Origin of the sequence: Terrisphaera buseokensis (assembly GCF_047521145.2) — a bacterium.
Taxonomy (GTDB): Bacteria; Verrucomicrobiota; Verrucomicrobiia; order Opitutales; family Opitutaceae; genus ER46.
Genome location: NZ_CM134186.1, coordinates 2,612,971 through 2,632,073 on the forward strand (window position 1 = coordinate 2,612,971; position 19,103 = coordinate 2,632,073).

The 19,103-nt window shown below is 64.6% G+C and carries 16 protein-coding genes; 14 read left to right on the forward strand and 2 right to left on the reverse strand.

Annotated elements, in window-relative coordinates:
• Nucleotides 1-15 precede the first annotated feature (15 nt).
• The 14 genes from ACLJEU_RS09525 to ACLJEU_RS09590 all read left to right on the forward strand — a co-directional run bounded on the left by ACLJEU_RS09525 (nt 16) and on the right by ACLJEU_RS09590 (nt 16,683).
• Nucleotides 16-1,443: an amidohydrolase gene (locus tag ACLJEU_RS09525; protein WP_414662377.1), complete on the forward strand. Its 1,428-nt coding sequence runs from the start codon at nt 16-18 to the stop codon at nt 1,441-1,443.
• A gap of 34 nt (nt 1,444-1,477) precedes the next feature.
• Nucleotides 1,478-2,353, forward strand: a complete 876-nt coding sequence (locus tag ACLJEU_RS09530; RefSeq protein ID WP_414662378.1) for an N-formylglutamate amidohydrolase — start codon at nt 1,478-1,480, stop codon at nt 2,351-2,353.
• Complete coding sequence (locus ACLJEU_RS09535) at nt 2,350-3,885, forward strand: AbgT family transporter (protein ID WP_414662379.1); 1,536 nt, start codon at nt 2,350-2,352, stop codon at nt 3,883-3,885. The genes ACLJEU_RS09530 and ACLJEU_RS09535 overlap by 4 nt, the downstream gene beginning before the upstream one ends.
• A gap of 62 nt (nt 3,886-3,947) precedes the next feature.
• Nucleotides 3,948-4,142, forward strand: a complete 195-nt coding sequence (gene rpmI / locus ACLJEU_RS09540) for a 50S ribosomal protein L35 (protein WP_414662380.1) — start codon at nt 3,948-3,950, stop codon at nt 4,140-4,142.
• A 94-nt stretch (nt 4,143-4,236) separates the two neighbouring features.
• Nucleotides 4,237-4,632 carry a 50S ribosomal protein L20 gene (rplT, locus tag ACLJEU_RS09545; RefSeq protein ID WP_414662381.1) on the forward strand — a complete coding sequence of 132 codons (396 nt, stop codon included), beginning with the start codon at nt 4,237-4,239 and terminating at the stop codon, nt 4,630-4,632.
• A gap of 119 nt (nt 4,633-4,751) precedes the next feature.
• A complete protein-coding gene (locus tag ACLJEU_RS09550; protein WP_414662382.1) occupies nt 4,752-5,135 on the forward strand; it encodes a GxxExxY protein in 384 nt (127 codons plus the stop codon).
• A gap of 45 nt (nt 5,136-5,180) precedes the next feature.
• Nucleotides 5,181-6,224 (forward strand): phenylalanine--tRNA ligase subunit alpha, encoded by a 1,044-nt coding sequence (gene pheS, locus ACLJEU_RS09555; protein ID WP_414662383.1) that lies wholly within the window; start codon nt 5,181-5,183, stop codon nt 6,222-6,224.
• Nucleotides 6,225-6,318: 94 nt separating this feature from the next.
• Entirely contained in the window at nt 6,319-8,784 is a 2,466-nt protein-coding gene (gene pheT, locus ACLJEU_RS09560) for a phenylalanine--tRNA ligase subunit beta (RefSeq protein WP_414662384.1), read from the forward strand.
• 65 nt (nt 8,785-8,849) lie between these two features.
• Entirely contained in the window at nt 8,850-9,140 is a 291-nt protein-coding gene (gene gatC, locus ACLJEU_RS09565) for an Asp-tRNA(Asn)/Glu-tRNA(Gln) amidotransferase subunit GatC (RefSeq protein WP_414662385.1), read from the forward strand.
• A gap of 8 nt (nt 9,141-9,148) precedes the next feature.
• The gene (gene gatA, locus ACLJEU_RS09570; RefSeq protein ID WP_414662386.1) at nt 9,149-10,612 is read left to right on the forward strand and encodes an Asp-tRNA(Asn)/Glu-tRNA(Gln) amidotransferase subunit GatA; all 1,464 of its coding nucleotides are present in this window, start codon (nt 9,149-9,151) and stop codon (nt 10,610-10,612) included.
• 95 nt (nt 10,613-10,707) lie between these two features.
• Nucleotides 10,708-12,165 carry an Asp-tRNA(Asn)/Glu-tRNA(Gln) amidotransferase subunit GatB gene (gene gatB, locus ACLJEU_RS09575; RefSeq protein ID WP_414662387.1) on the forward strand — a complete coding sequence of 486 codons (1,458 nt, stop codon included), beginning with the start codon at nt 10,708-10,710 and terminating at the stop codon, nt 12,163-12,165.
• 199 nt (nt 12,166-12,364) lie between these two features.
• Entirely contained in the window at nt 12,365-13,732 is a 1,368-nt protein-coding gene (locus tag ACLJEU_RS09580) for a vWA domain-containing protein (protein ID WP_414662388.1), read from the forward strand.
• A 215-nt stretch (nt 13,733-13,947) separates the two neighbouring features.
• Nucleotides 13,948-15,900: a sensor histidine kinase gene (locus ACLJEU_RS09585; RefSeq protein WP_414662389.1), complete on the forward strand. Its 1,953-nt coding sequence runs from the start codon at nt 13,948-13,950 to the stop codon at nt 15,898-15,900.
• 75 nt (nt 15,901-15,975) lie between these two features.
• Entirely contained in the window at nt 15,976-16,683 is a 708-nt protein-coding gene (locus ACLJEU_RS09590; RefSeq protein WP_414662390.1) for a response regulator transcription factor, read from the forward strand.
• 38 nt (nt 16,684-16,721) lie between these two features.
• On the opposite strand, the gene ACLJEU_RS09595 is transcribed toward ACLJEU_RS09590, so the two are convergent.
• Together ACLJEU_RS09595 and ACLJEU_RS09600 are read right to left on the reverse strand one after the other, a co-directional pair.
• The gene (locus ACLJEU_RS09595; RefSeq protein WP_414662391.1) at nt 16,722-18,026 is read right to left on the reverse strand and encodes an MFS transporter; all 1,305 of its coding nucleotides are present in this window, start codon (nt 18,024-18,026) and stop codon (nt 16,722-16,724) included.
• A gap of 64 nt (nt 18,027-18,090) precedes the next feature.
• Nucleotides 18,091-19,005 carry a hydroxypyruvate isomerase family protein gene (locus ACLJEU_RS09600; RefSeq protein WP_414662392.1) on the reverse strand — a complete coding sequence of 305 codons (915 nt, stop codon included), beginning with the start codon at nt 19,003-19,005 and terminating at the stop codon, nt 18,091-18,093.
• Nucleotides 19,006-19,103 lie beyond the last annotated feature (98 nt).

Here is a 19,103-nt window from a genome sequence, read left to right on the forward strand (position 1 = left end):
GCTTACGCTTCGCTCATGAAATTCCGTTGCCTCACCCTCCTATGTCTGCCGCTGGGATTGCTCGCGCAGACCGGCAAGACCGACGTCCTCAAGGCGATCGACGACTCGAAAGCGACGTATGAGAGCATCGCGCTGAAGATTTGGGACTTCGCCGAGATCGGTTTTCAGGAAACGCGGAGTTCGGCGTTGCTGCAGGAGCAGTTGAAGCTCGAGGGCTTCTCGGTCCAGCCGGGCGTCGCGGAGATCCCCACCGCGTTCGTGGCGAGCTACGGCAGCGGCGGACCGGTGATTGGCATCCTGGCGGAATACGACGCGCTGCCCGGCGTATCGCAGGAAGCAGTACCGGAGAAGAAAGTCCGTCCCGGTTCCAACGCGGGCCATGCGTGCGGCCACCATCTGTTTGGCGCGGCGTCGATCCAGACGGCGGTCGCCGTGAAAAACTGGCTGAAGGCGACGGGCCGCCCGGGAACGATTCGCGTCTACGGCACGCCGGCGGAGGAGGGCGGATCGGGCAAGGTGTACATGGTGCGCGCCGGGCTGTTCAAGGATGTCGACGTCGCGGTCCACTGGCATCCGGGTGATCGCAACGGCGTCACGATGATGCCGTCGCTCGCCAACAAATCGGGCAAGTTCCGCTTCCATGGCATCGCGGCCCACGCCGCGGGCGCGCCCCACCGCGGCCGGTCCGCCCTCGATGGCGTCGAGGCGATGAACCACATGGTGAATCTGATGCGTGAGCATGTGCCGGAGACGACGCGGATGCACTACGTGATTACGCGCGGCGGCGAGGCGCCGAATGTCGTGCCGGCGTTTGCCGAGGTCTATTACTACGTGCGCAGTCCGCAGCGGGACATCGTGCTCGAGGTGTGGGAGCGGGTGGAAAAGGCGGCGACCGGTGCCGCGCTCGGCACGGGCACCAAGGTGGACTGGGAGCTGACCGGCGGGGTGTACGAACTACTGCCCAACGAGGCGCTCGGCCGCGCCATGCAGACGAATCTCGTTGCGGTGGGTGGCGTCACGTACACGCCGGAGGAACGGGCGTTCGCGCTGAAGATTTCGCAGACCGCCATCGGGAAGCCGCCCGCGCCCGAAGTCGCGGCGCTGGTGTCGCCGTTCAATCCGAATCCGCCGCGCGAAGGTGGCGGCTCCACCGATGTGGGTGACGTCAGCTGGGCGGTACCGACGGTGGGCCTGCGGGCCGCGACCTGGGCGCCCGGCACGCCCGCGCACAGCTGGCAGGCGGTCGCGTGCGGCGGCACCACGCTGGGATTGAAAGGCATGAACGTGGCCGCGAAGACGATGGCGGGCACCATTCTGGATCTGTTCGAACAGCCGGCGGTGATTGCGGCGGCCAAGGCGGAACTTGAACAGCGGCGCGGCGCGGATTTTTCCTACGCGCCGATGCTCGGCAATCGTCCGCCGGCTTTGAATTACCGGGACTGATCCCGATCGATCGATCCGCGCCCCACGTTTTCTGATGCCATCGAAATCTCCCAGCAGCGCCTTCGTGCTGAAGGTGCCGCGTGATCCGGTGGCGCCGCTGGTCTTCGATTCGCCGCACAGCGGATTTGAGTTTCCCTCCGACTTCCAGCCGGCGGCGACGCGCGCGGAGATTCAAACCACTTGGGACGCCTACGTGGATGAACTGTGCGGCGAGGTCACGACCGCTGGCGCCAGTTTGCTTGCCGCTCGATTCCCGCGGGCGTACATCGATGCGAATCGGTCGGCGCGGGACATTGATCCGGCAATCCTCGAGACGGCGTGGCCGGGGCCGACGGAGCTGAGCGAGCATGCGCAGCGCGGTATGGGACTCATCCGCCGACTCGCGTTGCCCGGTGTGCCGATGTACCGCCGCAAGCTCACCGTGGCCGAGGTCCGGCAGCGCATCGAGACGAGCTATGTTCCCTACCGCCGGGCGTTGGCGGAGGCCATCGAGAGTGCCTGGCAGCGCCACGGGGTCGTCTGGCATTTCAACTGTCACTCGATGAAGTCGCGCGGCAACGCGATGAATCGCGACCAGGGCGCGGCGCGGCCGGATTTTGTCATCGGTGATCGCGGGGGGGCGACGGCGCCTCCGCAGTTGACCGCGTGGGTGGCGGAGTTTTTTTCGCGTCGCGGATATCGCGTGACGATCAACGATCCGTATCGCGGCGCCGATATCGTGAAGACCCACGGCGATCCGGCGCGCGGCGTGTACAGCATCCAGATTGAAATCAATCGCGCGCTCTACATGGACGAGGCGACGTGCGTGCGGAACTCGGGCTTTGCACAGGTGCGCGCCGAACTGGCTGAGTTTGCCTGCGCAGCGGCCGCGCAGGTTTCGCCGCTGGTGACGCGCAAGGCTTCATTATGAGTGACGTTGCGCCCGCCGCCGGTCCGTCGTTTTTCCAGCGCTGGCTGAACCGCGTCGAATGGGCGGGCAATCTACTGCCGCATCCCGCCACGCTCTTCATCCTGCTTTGCGGCGTGATGGTGATCACATCGTGGCTCCTGAGCGTCGCGGGCATCACCGTCGAGCATCCGGTCACGCACAAGGCCGTCGGGGCGGTGAATCTTCTGTCGGTCGACGGCCTGCATCGAATCATCCTCGGTCTGCTGCCGAATTTCGTGAACTTCGCGCCGCTCGGTCCCGTGCTCGTGTGCCTGCTCGGCCTTGCGCTCGCGGAGCACGCCGGATTGCTCGGCGCTTGCCTGCGCCTGATCGTGCACACGACGCCGCGATGGCTGCTGACCTGGGTCGTGGTGTGGTGCGGCGCGATGTCGCACACGGCGGGGGACATCGGCTACGTGCTGCTGCTGCCGCTCAGCATGGCGCTGTTTCATTCCATCGGGCGGCATCCGCTTGCCGGACTCGCGGCGGCGTTTTCCGGGGTGTCGGGCGGCTTCGCGGCGAATCTGCTGATCTCGACGAGCGATGTCGTGCTCGCGGGCTTCACGCAGGAAGCCGCGCGGATCATCGATCCGAAGTATACGGTCAGTGCGATGGCGAATTACTATTTTCTCGGGACGTCGGTGTTTCTGATCACGGTGATCGGCGCGTTGGTGACGGAGCGTCTCGTGGAGCCGCGGTTCGGACCATATCGCGGCGGGATGGAACCGCAGGCGCTGCAGCCGCTGGCACCGGCGGAGCGGCGCGGGTTGCGTTGGGCACTGGCTGTTTTCCTCGTCCTGGCCGGGCTCGTGCTGGCGGGTTTGCTGCCGGCCGGCGGCGTGTTGCAGGACACCGCGAAGCCCGGGTTCATCAACTCGTATTTCGTGCGGGGGCTGGTCTTCTTTATTTTCGTCTTCGGGCTGCTGCCGGCGCTTGCGTACGGCATCGTGGCCGGAACGGTGCTCAGCGAAAACGACGTCTACAAAGGCATGCAGAAAACGATGGAGCTGGCGGCGCCCTACCTGGTCGTCGTGTTCTTCATCGCCCAGTTCGTGAACCTCTTTGCGTGGTCGAATGTCGGCGTGATTCTCGCAGTGCAGGGCGCGGCCTTGTTGAAGTCGCTGCAGCTCGGCCCGGTGCCGCTTCTGATTGGACTCGTCCTGCTGACCGCCAGTACGGATCTTTTTCTCGGTTCGGCTTCGGCCAAGTGGGCGATTCTTGCGCCGGTGTTCGTGCCGATGTTCATGTTGCTGGGCTATTCGCCGGAGCTCACGCAGGCGGCGTACCGGGTGGGGGACAGCGTGATGAATGTCGTGACGCCCCTGGCGTCGAATTTCCCGCTGGTGCTGATGTTTGCGCAGCGCTACGAGCCGAAGGCGGGCGTCGGGACGATGGTGGCGTTGATGCTCCCGTATTCGCTCTGTTTCATGGTCGGTTGGACGCTTTTGCTCATCCTGTGGACCTGTGCGGGCTGGCCGCTGGGACCGGGGGCGCAGTTATTCCTTAAATCCTGAGGGAAAAGTCGGACAAAAGCCTTGCCAATCAGTGGGCTCGTCTCTGTTTTCGACCGCTCTCCATGCAAAAGACCAAGAAGTCCATTGCCAAGCGGTTCAAACTCACCGCTAAGGGCAAGCTCGTACGGCGTACGCCTGGTTTCCGTCACTTGCTTGGCGCGAAGAGCACGAAGCAAAAGCGACGTGCCTCCCGCGACAAGCTGGTGGCTGAAGGCCATGCCAAGCCGCTCAAGCGCGCCCTGCCGTTCGGTCTCTAATTCGTTAGCAGACTGACGCGCATCAACCGAAACTTCGCACGCGGGTGAAATCTTAAGCCGACCTGCGCGCGACTAACCAAAAGGATAACACAACATGGCTCGTGCAACAAATGGTCCGGCGTCGCGCAAGCGTCGCAAGAAAGTGCTGAAGTACGCCAAGGGCTACTTCGGCAATAAATCAAAGCTCTATCGCTACGCGAAAGAAGCTGTTCAACACGCCTGGCAGTACGCTTATGCGGCTCGCCGCAAGAAAAAGGGCGATTTCCGCGGTCTCTGGATCGTGCGTCTCAACGCCGCCTGCCGTGCGAATGGCATCAGCTACAGCCGCTTCATCGAAGGCCTTCACGCCGCGAAGATCGAACTCGACCGCAAGGTGCTGAGCGATCTCGCGATTCGCGATGAAGTCGCCTTCGCCGGACTGGTCAAGCAAGCCCAGCACGCGTTGATCGAGAAAGCCGCGGCCGCCAAGGCCGCCGCCAAGAAGGCCTGAGTTAGCCTCAACGCGAGCCCCCGCGGCTCGTGTTCCAGTTCAGTTTTCCCGGAGGACGGCACCCCAGCTTGGGGTGCCGTCCTCCTTGTTTTTGGGACAGAATGAACAGAATGGGCAGAATGGAATACGACCTGGCGGGCAGGGTAATTGGCCTGGCGATGAAGGTTCATTCGAAACTGGGCCCCGGCTACCTTGAGTCGGTTTATCAAAACGCGCTGGCCTACGAACTTCAAAAAGCCGGTTTCACGGTCGCCGCTGAGGTCCGATTGAAGGTAAGATACGAGGGCGTGATTGTGGGGGAATTCGACGCCGACATGCTGATCAATAGTTTCCTTCTCATCGAGAACAAGGCAGTGAGGGTGCTCTCTGTTGCTCACGAAGTTCAGCTTGTGAACTATCTCACGACGACCGGCCTCGACGAAGGTTTGCTGCTCAATTTCGGTGCAGCGCGGCTTGAGTTCAAAAAGAAGTTTCGCCAATCGCGCCCTCTGACCAAAGTGTGATTCTGTTCAATTCTGTATATTCTGTCCAAGTAAGTACGCCTCCACATGCAGGACCAACTTTCCGCTCTCCTTGCCAAGGCTTCGGCTGAACTGCCGGCGCTCAAGACCCGTCCGGACTTCGAGGCCGCCAAGGCCCGGTACGTCGGGCCCAATGGCGAGCTCACCGCTCTGATGAAGCAGATGGGCGCCGTGCCGAAGGAACAGCGTCCCGCCGTCGGCAAACTGATCAACGAGGCGAAGACCGCGCTCCAAGGTCACCTCGACGCCGCGCTTGCAACGATCGCCAACGCCGAACTCGCCGCCCAACTCGGGCCCGCCGTCGATCCCACGCTGCCGTCGCCTGATTTCGGCCCCGGCACCTCGCACCCGCTCACCCTCGTACGCGAGGAAATGTGCCGGATCCTGCGCAAAGTCGGCTTCACCGTCGCCGACGGCCCCGAGGTTGAAACCGAGTACTACTGTTTCGACGCGCTCAACACCCCGAGCGATCACCCTGCGCGCGACGAAAAGGACACGTTCTATTTCCCCGCCTCAGCCCGGTTCGGCAACGTCTCGAAGAAGACGCCCGAGGAGAAATATCTGCTCCGCACGCACACCTCGTCAGTGCAGATCCGCACGATGCTGAAGGGCTCACCGCCGATTCGCATCGTCTCGCCCGGCCGCGTTTATCGGCGCGATACGTCGGACGCCACGCACAGCGCGAATTTCCACCAGCTCGAGTGTCTCTATGTGGACAAGAACGTCACGGTCCGCGATCTGAAGGCGCTGCTCGATTACATCTTCGCGTCGCTGCTCGGGAAGGAAACGAAGACGCGGTTTCGCCCGCACTACTTCGGCTACACCGAGCCGAGTTTCGAAGTGGATCTGACTGCGACGCATCTGCCGAAGGTGAAGAAGCCGTGGATTGAAATCGGTGGCTGCGGCATGGTCGATCCGACCGTGTTTGAAGCCGTCGGCTACGATCCCGAAGTGTGGAGCGGCTACGCGTTCGGCATGGGCCTCGAGCGCCTCGCGATGCTCCTCTACGGGATCGATGACATCCGGTACTTCTACCAAAACGATCTGCGCTTCCTGAAACAATTCGCCTGATGTCCCGCCCGCGAATCACACGAATCGGCGCGAAATTCCCCGATTGCTTCGGGTCCATTCGCGCTAGTCGCGGGTAAAAAACTCTCCGTTATCTGTGAAAATTTCCCTGAACTGGCTCAAGGACTACGTCGCTCTCGACGCGTCCATCGACGAAATCTCCCGCGCGATCACCTTCCTCGGCTTCGAGGTCGAAGGCGTCGTCAGCACCGGTGCCCCGAAGCTTGAGAACGTCGTGGTCGGCGAGATTCTAACGCGCGCCAAACATCCCAACGCCGACAAGCTCTCCGTGTGCACGGTCGATGTCGGTCCCGCGGGCGGCGTCAAAACCATCGTCTGCGGCGCTCACAACTGCGATGCCGGCAACCGCGTGCTCGTCGCCCTGCCGGGGGCCGTGCTGCCCGGAAATTTTCAAATCAAGCAGTCGAAGATTCGCGGTCAGTCCTCCGACGGCATGATGTGCTCGCCCGATGAAATCGGCATGGGCGGTGAACACAGCGGCCTGCTGATTCTGACCGGTCAACCCGCACTCGGCACGCCGATCAACCAGGCGTTGCCTCCCGGAGACACGGTGTTCGACATCGAAATCACCCCGAACCGGCCCGATTGCCAGTCGCACCTCGGCATCGCGCGCGAGCTCGCCGCCTGGTTCAAGCTTCCGCTCACGTATCCGCAGGAAACCTTCCGCGGTGATTTGGCCGGCGCGCCGGGCCGCACGGACTTGCTCCACAGCGTGAGCGTCGACAGCGCCGAGGACTGCCCGCTGTACTCCGCGTTTGTCATCGCCGGCGTGAAGGTCGGACCGAGTCCCGCCTGGATGCAGGAACGGCTCGGCGCTGTCGGGCTGCGTCCGATCAACAACATCGTCGATGTCGGCAACTACGTGATGCTCGAACAGGGCCAGCCGATGCACGCGTTCGACGCGAAGCGACTGGGCGGCGGTGAGATCGTGGTCCGGCGCGCCGTCGAAGGGGAAAAAATCACGACGCTCGACGGCAAGTCTCGCGTGCTCGATCACCAGATGCTGGTCATCGCCGACGCGAATCATCCGGTCGTCATCGCGGGCATCATGGGCGGCGAACACTCCGGCGTGTCCGCCGACACCACGGACCTCGTGCTCGAGTGTGCCATCTTCAAGAAGCAGACGATTCGCGCGACCTCGCGCAAACTCGCGCTCTCGTCGGATTCGTCGTATCGCTACGAGCGCGGCGTCGACCCGCATGGCGCCCTCGAGGCGGCCCATCGCGCGATCGATCTCATTCTGCAGACCGCCGGCGGTCAGGTGGTCGGACCGGTTTTCCGCGTGGGCGGCGACGTGCCGTGGCAGCGCGAAATCGTCGTCACGCACGACTACATCACCGAAAAGCTCGGCTTCGATATTCCGGCCGCGGAGATGCGAGCCGCCTTTGATGCGCTCGAGCTCACCGTGACTCGCGAGGAGCCGACCGAACACCCGGCGCGTGGGCTGGCGTGGACGGTCAGCATCCCGAGCTGGCGTGACGATCTCGATCGCCCGATCGATCTCGTCGAGGAAGTACTGCGGCTCCACGGCACGGAAAAGATTCCCGCCGCCGTGGTGCAGTCGCCCGGCCTCCTGACCGACGACGATCCGGTCGTGGTCCTCAATCGCCGTGTGACCGATTATCTTGTCGGCCATGATTTCCACGAGTGCGTGAACTACACGCTGCGCCCCGCGAAGGAAATCGCCGCGTGGGTTTCGGCCGATGCCGCCCAGGCGCTCGCGCTGGCCAACCCGTTCGTCGAGGATCAGTCGCACCTGCGGCCGACGCTCGTGACCGGACTGCTCGAGTCGCTGAAGCTCAACCAATCGCGTGGCGTGACCGTGTCGCGGCTCTTCGAAACCGGCCGTATTTTCGTCGAACGCAACGGGCAGAATGCCGAATGCGCCGCCGTGGCCTTCATCATTGCGGAGCCGTTGGGCGATCGCGCGTGGCTGAAACGCGAGCCCGCGGATTTCTATGCGATCAAGCATCACGTGGCGGCGCTGGCCCGCGCGGCGGGCGTCGATTTCGCGCGCCAGCCGATCGTCACTCCGTCGGGTCCGCACTACGGCTGGCAGGACGGCCAGTCCGCCGCCGCCGGCGACATCGCCCATGGCTGGACCGCGCGGTTCGGGCTGCTGAATCTCGCTCTCGTGAAGTCGATGGGCATCGAGGGGCGGGTGTACGCCGGAACGTTTGCCATCGCGCCGGAAAAGATTGCCGCCGACGGCGCGCGGCGTCGGTTCAGCGAGTTCAGCCTGATGCCGGCCGCGTTGCGCGATCTCGCGTTGGTGGTCGACGCCGCGACGCCCGCGGCGGACGTGCAGAAAGCGCTGCTGAAAACCGCGCGGGCGGCTGCCGGCAACGCGTTCGCCGTTGAAGGCGTAACCGTGTTCGATCTCTACCGTGGCACCGGCCTGCCCGAGGGCCGGAAGAGCCTGGCCTTCAGCCTCGTCTTCCGCGCCGCCGATCGGACGCTGACCGACGACGAAGTGAACGGCGTGTTTCAAAAAATCCAGGACGAGCTCGCCAAGAGCACCAACTATCAAATTCGCAAATAGAGTGATAAGCAGGAAGCCAGGAAACCAGGATTGGTTTTCATGGCTTCCTGGTTTCCGGCTCAACCATGTCCTCCGCTCCCCAGCTCAACATCGATCACATCGCGAAACTCGCGCGCCTCGCGCTCACGCCCGAGGAAAAGGCGATCTTCGCCGGGCAAATCAACCACGTCCTCCATCACATCGAGCAGCTGAGCAAAGTGGATGTGACGGGCGTTGAACCGACCGCGCACGCCTTTGCCGTCACGAATGTGTGGGGCGAGGACGTCGCCCGGCCCGGCCTGCCGGTCGACCAGGCGCTGCGCAACGCGCCCGCGCAACGCGAACACATGGTCGTGGTCCCCAAAGTGGTCGAATGACGCCGCGCATGCCTGCCGAACTTTTCCATCAATCGATCGCGGACCTCTCCGCGCAACTCAGTGCCGGCAGCCTGTCCGCAGTCGAGCTGACGAAGGCTGTTCTCGCCCGCACCCGGGCCGTCGAACCGAGCGTGCATGCGTTCAATTCGTGCGACGAAGCCGACGCGTTGGCGCAGGCTGCCGCGTCCGATGCACGCCGCGCGGCCGGACAGGCGGCCGGTCCGCTCGAGGGCATTCCGATCGGACTCAAGGATGTGATCGCGGTGAAGGATCAACCGCTCACGGCGTCCAGCAAGATGCTCGCGAATTTCGTGTCGCCCTATGACGCGACGGTGACCACGAAGCTGCGCCGGGCCGGCGCGGTCATTTGGGGCCGGCTGAATTGCGATGAGTTCGCGATGGGATCGTCGACGGAGAATTCCGCGTTTGGTCCCACCTGCAATCCGTGGGATGTCACGCGCGTGCCAGGCGGCTCCTCCGGCGGCAGTTCCGCAGCGCTGGCGGCGGGCGAGGCGATTGCGACGCTAGGGTCCGACACCGGCGGCTCGATTCGGCAACCCGCGGCGTTTTGTGGCGTCGTCGGGATCAAGCCCTCGTACGGTCTCATTTCCCGCTACGGCTTGATCGCGTACGCGTCGTCGCTCGATCAGATCGGCCCGTTCACCCGGACGGTGGAAGATGCCGCGATCGTGCTCGGGGCGATTGCCGGCCATGACGAGCGTGATTCGACCTCGTTCAAGGCGGAGATTCCGGACTATCGCGCGGAACTCGGGCGGCGTCGGGGCCCGTGGAGGCTGGGCATCCCTAAGGAATATTTCGGCGAGGGCTTGGATCCGGAGATCGGCGCGGCGGTGGAAAAGGCGATCGCGTTCTACAAGGCGCAGGGCTGCGAGATCCGTGAAGTCTCGCTGCCGCACACGCAGTACTGCCTCGACACCTACTACATCATCGCGACGGCGGAGGCGTCCTCGAATCTCGCGCGGTACGACGGCATTCGCTACGGGCATCGTTCGAAGAACGCGAAGGACATCGTCGATCTTTACTTCCAATCGCGCGCGGAGGGTTTCGGCGCGGAGGTAAAACGCCGCATCATCCTCGGCACCTACGTGCTCTCGAGCGGCTACTACGACGCTTATTACCTGCGTGCGCAGAAAGTCCGCACGTTGATTCGGCGGGATTTTCTCAACGCCTACCGCGAGGTCGATGCCCTCATCACCCCGACTTCGCCGATCCCGGCGTTCAAGATCGGCGAGAAGTCCGATCCGCTCGCGATGTACCTTTGTGACATCTACACGATCGGCGTGAACCTCGCCGGCCTGCCCGGCATCAGCGTCCCATGCGGCTTCACCGCGAGCGGACTCCCGATCGGCCTCCAGTTGATCGGCCAGCCGTTCCAGGAGGCGAATCTGCTCAGTATCGCCCGCGCGTACGAACGCGCCCACGATTGGAATTCCAAGCATCCCAAACTTTGAACCACGAAACACACGGAATACACAGAATCACCAGCAGCGCTCCGGCGGATTTCTTTTCCTGTATTTCGTGTGTTTCGTGGTGAACACCCTCTGAAATGAATTACGAAGCCGTCATCGGGCTTGAGGTCCACGTCCAGATCAAGACCCGCTCCAAGGTCTTCACCCGCGTCGCCACCGGCTATGGCCACGAGCCCAACACGCTGACCGATCCGGTCGTGCTCGCGCTGCCCGGCGCGCTGCCGGTGATGAACAAGGCGGCGCTCGACGCCATCATCAAGGCGGGCCTGCTGCTTGGCTGCGAGATCGCACCCGTGTGCAAATGGGATCGGAAAAACTATTTCTATCCGGACTCGCCGAAGAACTATCAGATTTCCCAATACGACCAACCGATCTGTCTTGGAGGCACGGTGGAAATCGAGCTGCCGGGTTCGGCGCGCAACGTCATGGGCGAGCACCGTCAGGTCCCGCTTACGCGCATTCACCTCGAAGAGGATGTTGGCAAGCTGAACCACGGTGCCAGCGACTCGCTCGTCGACTACAACCGCGCGGGCACGCCGTTGATGGAGATCGTATCGGATCCGGCGATGCACACGGCCGACGAAGCCTTTGCCTATCTGACGTCGCTGCGCGCGACGATGATCTATGGCGGCATCTCCGACTGCGACATGGAGAAGGGGCAGCTGCGCTGCGACGCCAACATTTCCGTCCGGCCCGTGGGCCAGACGAAGCTCGGCACCAAGGTGGAGTTGAAGAACCTGAACTCGATCTCCTACGTGCGCGACGGCATCGCGCATGAGATCAAGCGTCAGCTGGGCGTGATCGAGCGCGGCGGCACCATCGTGCAGGAGACGCGGGACTACGACGGCGTCGCCGGCACGTCGCAGTCGCTGCGTTCGAAGGAAGAGGCGCACGACTATCGTTACTTTCCCGATCCGGATTTGCTGCCGGTCGAGGTCGACGCGGCGTGGAAGACCAAGCTCCAGGCCGAGTGCCCGGAACTCCCGTTTGCCAAGCAGCGGCGGTTCTTCGAGCAGTATCAACTCCCGTACACGCTGACGTCGGTACTCGTGTGGGATCGCGCGCTGGCGGACTATTTCGAGGAGACCGTGAAACTCGCTGGCGCAGGCAAGGCGCAGGCGGTGGGCAACTGGATCGCGAACGACCTGCTGCGCGAGCTCGGCCAGGCGCGGCTCGAACTCGCGGCGTCGAAGGTGCGGCCCGCGCACATCGCTGAGCTCGTGTCGCTGATTGATGCCGGCACTGTCCTCACCAACGCGGCCAAGGAAATCTTCATCGAGATGGCAGCCACGGGTGATCAACCCGCGGCGATTGCGGATCGACGCGGCCTCAAGGCGGCACCGACGGACAGCGGCGAACTCGAGCAGTGGTGCCGCGACGCGATCGCGGTGAACGCCAAGGCGCTCGCCGAATTCAAGGCCGGCAAGGACAGCGCGATCAACGCCTTCAAGGGACCGATCATGAAAGCGTCGAAGGGCAAGGCGAACCCGAAGCTCGTCGACGAGACGCTGCGACGGCTGCTGGCGGCGTCATGAGTGTGGCATCGCAGCCCAATAGATGGGCTGCGCAGCAGCTTAGCTGCGGGCCGCACGGGCTTCCCCCGGAGTGAATGGACGCAGGCGGGACGCCGGCGCTCCCGGGCGCATGACAATTCCCTGACACTTCGCTGACCCTGCGCTGACAACCGCCGGGGCGTTTCGTGGTTGAATGGGCGGGTCAAATCCACGCCAAACCATGAAAACTCTGCTCCTTGTTTCCTGCACGGCCGCGCTCCTGGGCGCGATTCCGTTTGCCCTGTCCGCCCGTTCCCTCGCTCTCGCTGACGGTGCTTCGCCCGATCCCGTCCGGCTGCGGATCGATGTCGATCGGACCGTCCTCCCGGCGGAAACGCCGGAACGGGCGGTGGTGAAAATCGGCCTTGATTGCATCCGCCTGCCGCGCCGCGACCTTCGCCCGCCGGTCAATCTCGCGCTGGTCATCGACCGCTCTGGCTCCATGTCGGGCGACAAGATCGAAAAGGCGCGCGAGGCCGCGCTGGAGGCGGTGCGACGCCTCGGGCCGGACGACATCGTCGCCTTGATTGCCTACGACTCCGGCGTGCAGACGCTCGTGCCGGCCCAGCGCGTGGGCGACGGTCGCCGGCTCGAGCGCGCCATCCGCGGCATCGAGGCTGGCGGCAATACCGCGCTGCACGGCGGCGTGACGCGTGGGGCCGAAGAGATCCGCCGGCACATGGAGGATCGCCGGTTCGTGAATCGCGTCGTGTTGTTGTCCGACGGACTCGCCAATGTCGGTCCGCGGACGCCCGACGAACTCGGACGACTGGGGACCTCGCTGTTGAAGGAGGGGATTTCCGTCACGACGATCGGGCTCGGGCTGGGCTTCAACGAAGACCTGATGACACGCCTCGCGCAGCGCAGCGATGGCAACACGTACTTTGTCGAACACAGCGGAGATTTGCCGGGGATCTTCGCCGCCGAGCTGGGCGATGTGTTGAACGTCGTGGCGCGCCGGGTCGTGATCGAAATTGATTTTCCCGCCGGGGTTCGCCCGCTGGCCTTTGTGGGCCGCGACGGAACGATTCGCGGTCAGCGCGCGGAGCTCAGTCTGAATCAGCTGTACGGCGGCCAGGAAAAGTTCGCGTTGATCGAAGTCGAAGTCGCGCCGGGTCGGGCGGACGCGGAACTGGAAATCGCCCGCGCCCGCGTCAGCTACGACGACGCGGTGAAGCAGCGGCCCACGACGCTCACCGCGCAACGCAGCGTCCGGTTCAGCGCGAGCCGCGCCGCGGTGGTGGGTTCGGCGGACCACAAGGTCCAGGCTGATTATGCGGCGAATGTGATGGCGGTGGCGAAGGACGAGGCCGTGGTGCTCGTGGACTCCAATCGCCGCGACGAAGCCGCTGCGCGGCTGCGGGCGAAGACGAGCGAACTCAAGAAGATCGCCGATACGTATCAGAATTCCAGTGTGCAGCAGATGGCCGCCGCCGCCGCGCCGGAAGCCGACCGGCTGGAAAAGGAAGGCTTGGGCAACGCCGAGCGTAAAAATTACCGCGCCGAAAGCGCCCAGACGCGCAGCCAGCAGAGCTCGCAGTCGCGCTGAACGGCCTCAAATCTCAGATCTGAAATCTCAGATCTGAGATCGCGGACTCAAAATCTCAGATCTCGAATCTCATACCAATCGTTCCTTGCTTTTGGACTTCTGGATCGCTCGTAGCCACGGCTAAAGTCCAAAGGCAAAGGGCGATTGGTATCAGATCTCAGATCCTCCAGCGTTTCGCTGCTTTTAAACGTCACCGTTTCCAATAGCTTCCCGCCGTGCCGCCCGCCTCCCGTCGCATTTTCCTGTACTGGCTTCTGCTGCTGGTGCCTGCGCTGGTGGTGGGCGGCGCGGCGATTTTTCTGCTGCAGAACGAGCGTCAGCGCGTGGTGCAGAGCGGGGTGTACGCCGAGGAGGCGCGGCGTGCGGCCATCGCGGCCCGAGCCCGGCTGATCGTGGAGAACGTCGAGCTCCTCGTGGGCGACGTCGAAACCGGACTGCTCGATGTGCTCGCGGCCGAGCCCGCCGCCGACGTCGCCGCCTTTCTCCTGCGTTGGGAGAAAAGCAATCCGCTCGTTCGCATCAGCTTTCTCAGTACGCCAGACGGAGCGATGATTCATCCGGATGCGCGCACTGCCGGTGAGGACGCCCGGGGCTTTCTCCGGCGCTTCAGCCAGCAGTTCGGCGGGCGGCCACCGTGGGCCCCGCCTGCGCTGGCCGAGCAAAAGGCGGCGGAGAAACGCGAGCAGGAGCGGACCACGGACGAGTCTGCGGCCCGCAAGGACGTGTCGATGAACGTGGCCCAGGTGCAATCGGCCCGCCGCAATGTGCAGGACCTTTTGAAGACGCAGAACCAGTATGCGTCCGGCGCGACTGCGACTGCGCCTGCCGCGCCTGCCGTGGCCGATGCAGCGTCCAGCCGCAGTCGCGGGCGTTCTGCGCCGCTGGCGGAAGCCGACCGGGCGGAACGGTCCGTCGCCTCATCCAAGATCTCCCTTGGCGCCAATGCCGCTGCAGGTGTCGCGGCAGATAAAAAGGCGGCGCCCGTAGGAGATACGTTTGCGACATCGCCGGTTGCCGCCGCACCGGCGCCCGCGCAACGCAGCCGCGACCTCGCGTCGGATCGTCGCGGCTGGGTGCCGACGCGCGTCGACGGACGTTTTCAACTGCTCGGTTGGGTGCAGCCCGGCGGAGCGGGGCTGGTTCGCGGCGTGGAACTCGAGCTGGCGGCGCTCGTCAGTCGGCTGGGGAGTGCGCTGCCGGTCGACCTCGGCAGCGGCGAAGGCTACGCGCTCCGTGACGAACAGGGCCGTATTCTCCATCAAGCGGGCGCTGTGCCGCGCGAGGGCGAACCGACGGTGCGCGTGCCGTTCGCGGCGGCGCTGCTGCCGGGCTGGGACGTGATCGCCTACGCGTTGCCCGGGCCGGCGGGCAGCGCGGGTGGCGGTGACTTTTTCTGGGCGGGCGTGCTGCTCGTCGTCCTGTTTGTCGCCGCCATCCTCGCAGGCGGATCGCTGCTGCTGCGGCAGGCGCGACGGAGCGAGGAGGAGGCGGCGCAAAAAACGTCGTTCGTGGCCAACGTGTCGCACGAGTTCAAGACGCCGCTCACCACGATTCGCCTCTATGCGGAATTGCTCGAGCAGGGACGCGTGCGGGATCCGGCGCAGGGCGGCGACTACCTGCGGACGATCGGCCGGGAAACACAGCGCCTCGCTCGGCTCGTCAACAACGCGCTCGATTTCAGCCGGCTCGAGCAGGGCCAGAAGAAATACGCGCGGGTGGACGTCGACGTCGTCGCCGAGCTCACGCGTCTCGTCGAGACGCACGCGCCGCGCGTCGCCGACGCGGGACTCGTGCTGCAACGTGTGTTGCCGGCGACCCCGCTCCGGGTTTCCACCGATCGCGATGCCCTCGAACAGATCGTGCTCAACCTGATCGACAACGCCTGCAAGTATGCCGCGGGTGGCGGCGAGATCACGGTGTCAGCCCGCGCCCGCTCTGATGGCGGAGTCGAGGTGAGCGTGGCGGATCGCGGACCGGGCGTGCCCGTGGCTCATCGCGAGCGGATTTTCGACAAGTTCCACCGCGTCGATGATGCACTGACGGCCGAAAAAACCGGGGCCGGGCTCGGTCTCAGCATCGCACGCCAGCTCGCGCGCGGGCTCGGTGGAGACTTGCGCTACGTCCCGCGCGCCGGTTCAGGCGCCGAGTTCATCCTCGAACTGCCCTAGTTCCCCTGGACCGCGACCGCCCCCGGTCGCTGCCTTGCCCGTCTCTCAACCGCCACCGCCCCGCCCTCCCGTCCCATGAAAGCCCGGATCCTCATCGCCGAAGACGACGCCAACATCCGGCTCGGCCTGGTCGCCACCCTCGAGAGCGACGGCTATGCGGTCACGGCCGCCAGCGACGGCGCGCAGGCGCTGCGCCTTTTCCCGCAGGAGAAATTCGATCTCGTGGTGCTCGACATCATGATGCCCAAGGCCAGCGGCTACGATGTGTGCCGCGAGCTGCGGAGCCGCGGGACGCGGGTGCCGGTGTTGTTTCTCACCGCGAAAGGCGAGGAGATCGACAAGGTCGTCGGCCTGAAGCTGGGCGCCGACGACTACGTGACGAAGCCCTTTGGCGTGCACGAGCTGCTGGCGCGCGTCGAAGCCCTGCTGCGCCGTACCCGCACCGCCACCGCGGCTGCGAGAGAAGACGGCGAACCGGCGGCGCCGGTTTTCACCCTCGGCCAGGCGTCCATCGACCGGCGGAAATTCACCGCGACGGTCGGCGATCGTTCCGTGGCCCTGACCGCGCGCGAACTGAAACTGGCCGAAGTGTTCGCCGCGCGCGCGGGCGAGGTGCTGACGCGTGATGCTTTGCTGAATACCGTGTGGGGTGTCGATTATTTCGGCACGACCCGCACGCTCGACCAGCACGTCGCGCAACTGCGTAAAAAGATCGAGGCCGACTCCGACGCCCCGTCGCCAATCGCGACCGTGCACGGCGTCGGCTATCGCTACGACGGTTGACCCCTCGGGAGCGCCGGCGTCCCGCCTGCTCCGAATCTTTAGGCAGGCGGGGCACCGGCGCTCCCGGCGGCAGCCTCATCGGCGATTTTTCGCGCAACGCCCTCGACGGCATCGTAACGCCACAGCGCCGGCAGGCAGGCGGTAAGAAGTGCCGCACCCGCAATGCAGCACGCGCCACCCCAAGCCACCCCGATGCGCGGTCCCAGCAGACTCGCGGTGAAACCGACCTGGGCGTTGCCCAGATACGGTCCGGTCAGGTAGCTGACCATTTCGATTCCCGCCATGCGACCGCGGAGGCGATCAGGGATAGTTTGATTCCAAATTGTCATGCGGAAGATGCCGCTGACGCCGTCCGCCGCGCCGGCCACGAGCAGGCAGGCGAGGGCGAGCCACAGGTGTTGCACGAGGCCGAAGGCCACGATGGCTACACCCCAGAGCACGACGGCGATGACGATGGCGCGACCGTGGCGCTGCACGTGGGTCGTCCAGCCCGAGGTCAGCGACACCAGCAGTGGCCCGAGCGCCATCATCGAATAGAACAGACCGACCGAGGCGCCGCCGAACGATTCCGCGAGCGCGGGAAACAGGGCGATCGGCATCGCGAAAAACATCGCGTTGATGTCGATGAGGTAGGTGCCCAGCAGTTCCGGCCGGCGCCGGGCGTAGTGCATGCCCTCGAGCACGGTGCCGAGACTGGGCCGCCCGGCGTTCGGTGGCACTGTGATGGAGCGGATCAGCAGCAGCGTGACGATCGCGATGAGGTAGGTGCCGCAGTCGAGGCCGAAGGCGAGGGCGGCGCCGAAATGTTCGGCCAGCAGGCCGGCGAGCGCGGGACCGACGATGAAGGTGAAACTGCGCAGACTTGAGAGGGTGGAGACGGCCGGCAGGTGCTCGGGAGCGACGAGTCGCGGCGTGAGCGATTCGAGCGCGGGCCGGTGAATCGCATTGATGGCGGCGAAGCAGGCCGCGCCGACAAAGAGGATCCACACGCGCGGTTCGGGCAGCAGGGCGTTGACGGTGAGAATCGCGCAACACCCGGCGAGACCGGCCTCGGCAAACAGGATGAGTTTTCTTCGGTCGACGGCGTCGGCCAGCGCGCCGCCGACGAACGCGAGGACGAACATCGGAAAGAACTCCGCGATGCCCAGCAGTCCGACGTACAGCGTGGACTTGGTCAGCTGATACATCTGCCACGGCAGGACGACGTAGCTCATGGCCGACCCGAAGGCCGACACGAACTGCCCGATGAACAGCAGTCGGTAGTCGCGCGACGCCCGCAGGGGCGTCACGTCGATCGCCATCGCGCCGAACAGGCGGCGCAGGCGCGAAGCGGTGTGCTTCATGCGGGAGCGCGGCCGTCGCGTCCGCTGTCTGAGCAATGCAGGCGGGACGCCTGCGCTCCCGGGGTCACACCGCGCACAACTTCACCGCTTCACGCAGCGAGGTCAGCGGATCGCGTTTCGGCAAGAATTCCTGGCCGACGAAGCCCTTGAAACCGGTGGCCTTGATCGCGCGCATGATCGGCGGGTAGTTGAGCTCCTGCTGATCCTGCGGCTCGAATTCGTTGCGGCCTGGATTGCCGGCGGTGTGGTAGTGGCCGATGTAGGCGGCGTTGTCCTTCAACGTCCGGATCACGTCGCCCTCCATGATCTGCATGTGATAGATGTCGTAGAGCAGCTTGAAGCGCTCCGAGCCGATCTTCTTGCAGAGCTCGACGCCCCAGGCCGTGTGATCGCACATGTAGTCCTTGTGGTTCACCTTCGAATTCAGGAGCTCCATGACGACCGTGACACCGTGCTTCTCCGCGGTGGCCATGATCCGCTTCAAGCCGACCGCGCAATTTTCCAGGCCTTGCTGGTCGTCCATCTTTTCGCGGTTGCCCGAGAAACAGATCAGGCTCGAGAAACCGGCCGCCGCGACCTCGGCGATGCGTTTCTCATAAATCGAAATCAGCGTATCGTGATACTCGAGACGGTTCCAGCCCTTGGGAATCGCGCCGACGGTCACGCCCTGCGGCGTCTTGCCGGTGGGATTGCTCACCATCGCGCAGTGCAGGCCGTACTTCTTGAGCGTCGGAAAATCCTCCGGGTTCAACAGCTCGACGGACTCGAGTCCCATGCCCTTCGCCGCCGCGACAAAGGGATCGAGCGCGATGTCCTTGAAGCACCATTTGCAGACCGACTGCCGGATGGCACCCTCCGTGACGGTCGGCGCGGAGCCGGTCTTGGCGGTTTCGGCCGCGGGGGAGCGGGTCACGGTGGTCAGAGCGGCGGCGCCGGCAAGCGTGCGAAGGGCGGTGCGGCGGGAGATCGGAGTGCGCATGTAAAACGGGGTTGAGGAAACGCTCTCGCCGGTCGACCACTTTGGCAAGTGCGCAGGCGGTGCGCGGCGTCGGCCAGTCCGCGACAATCCCGTTCGCC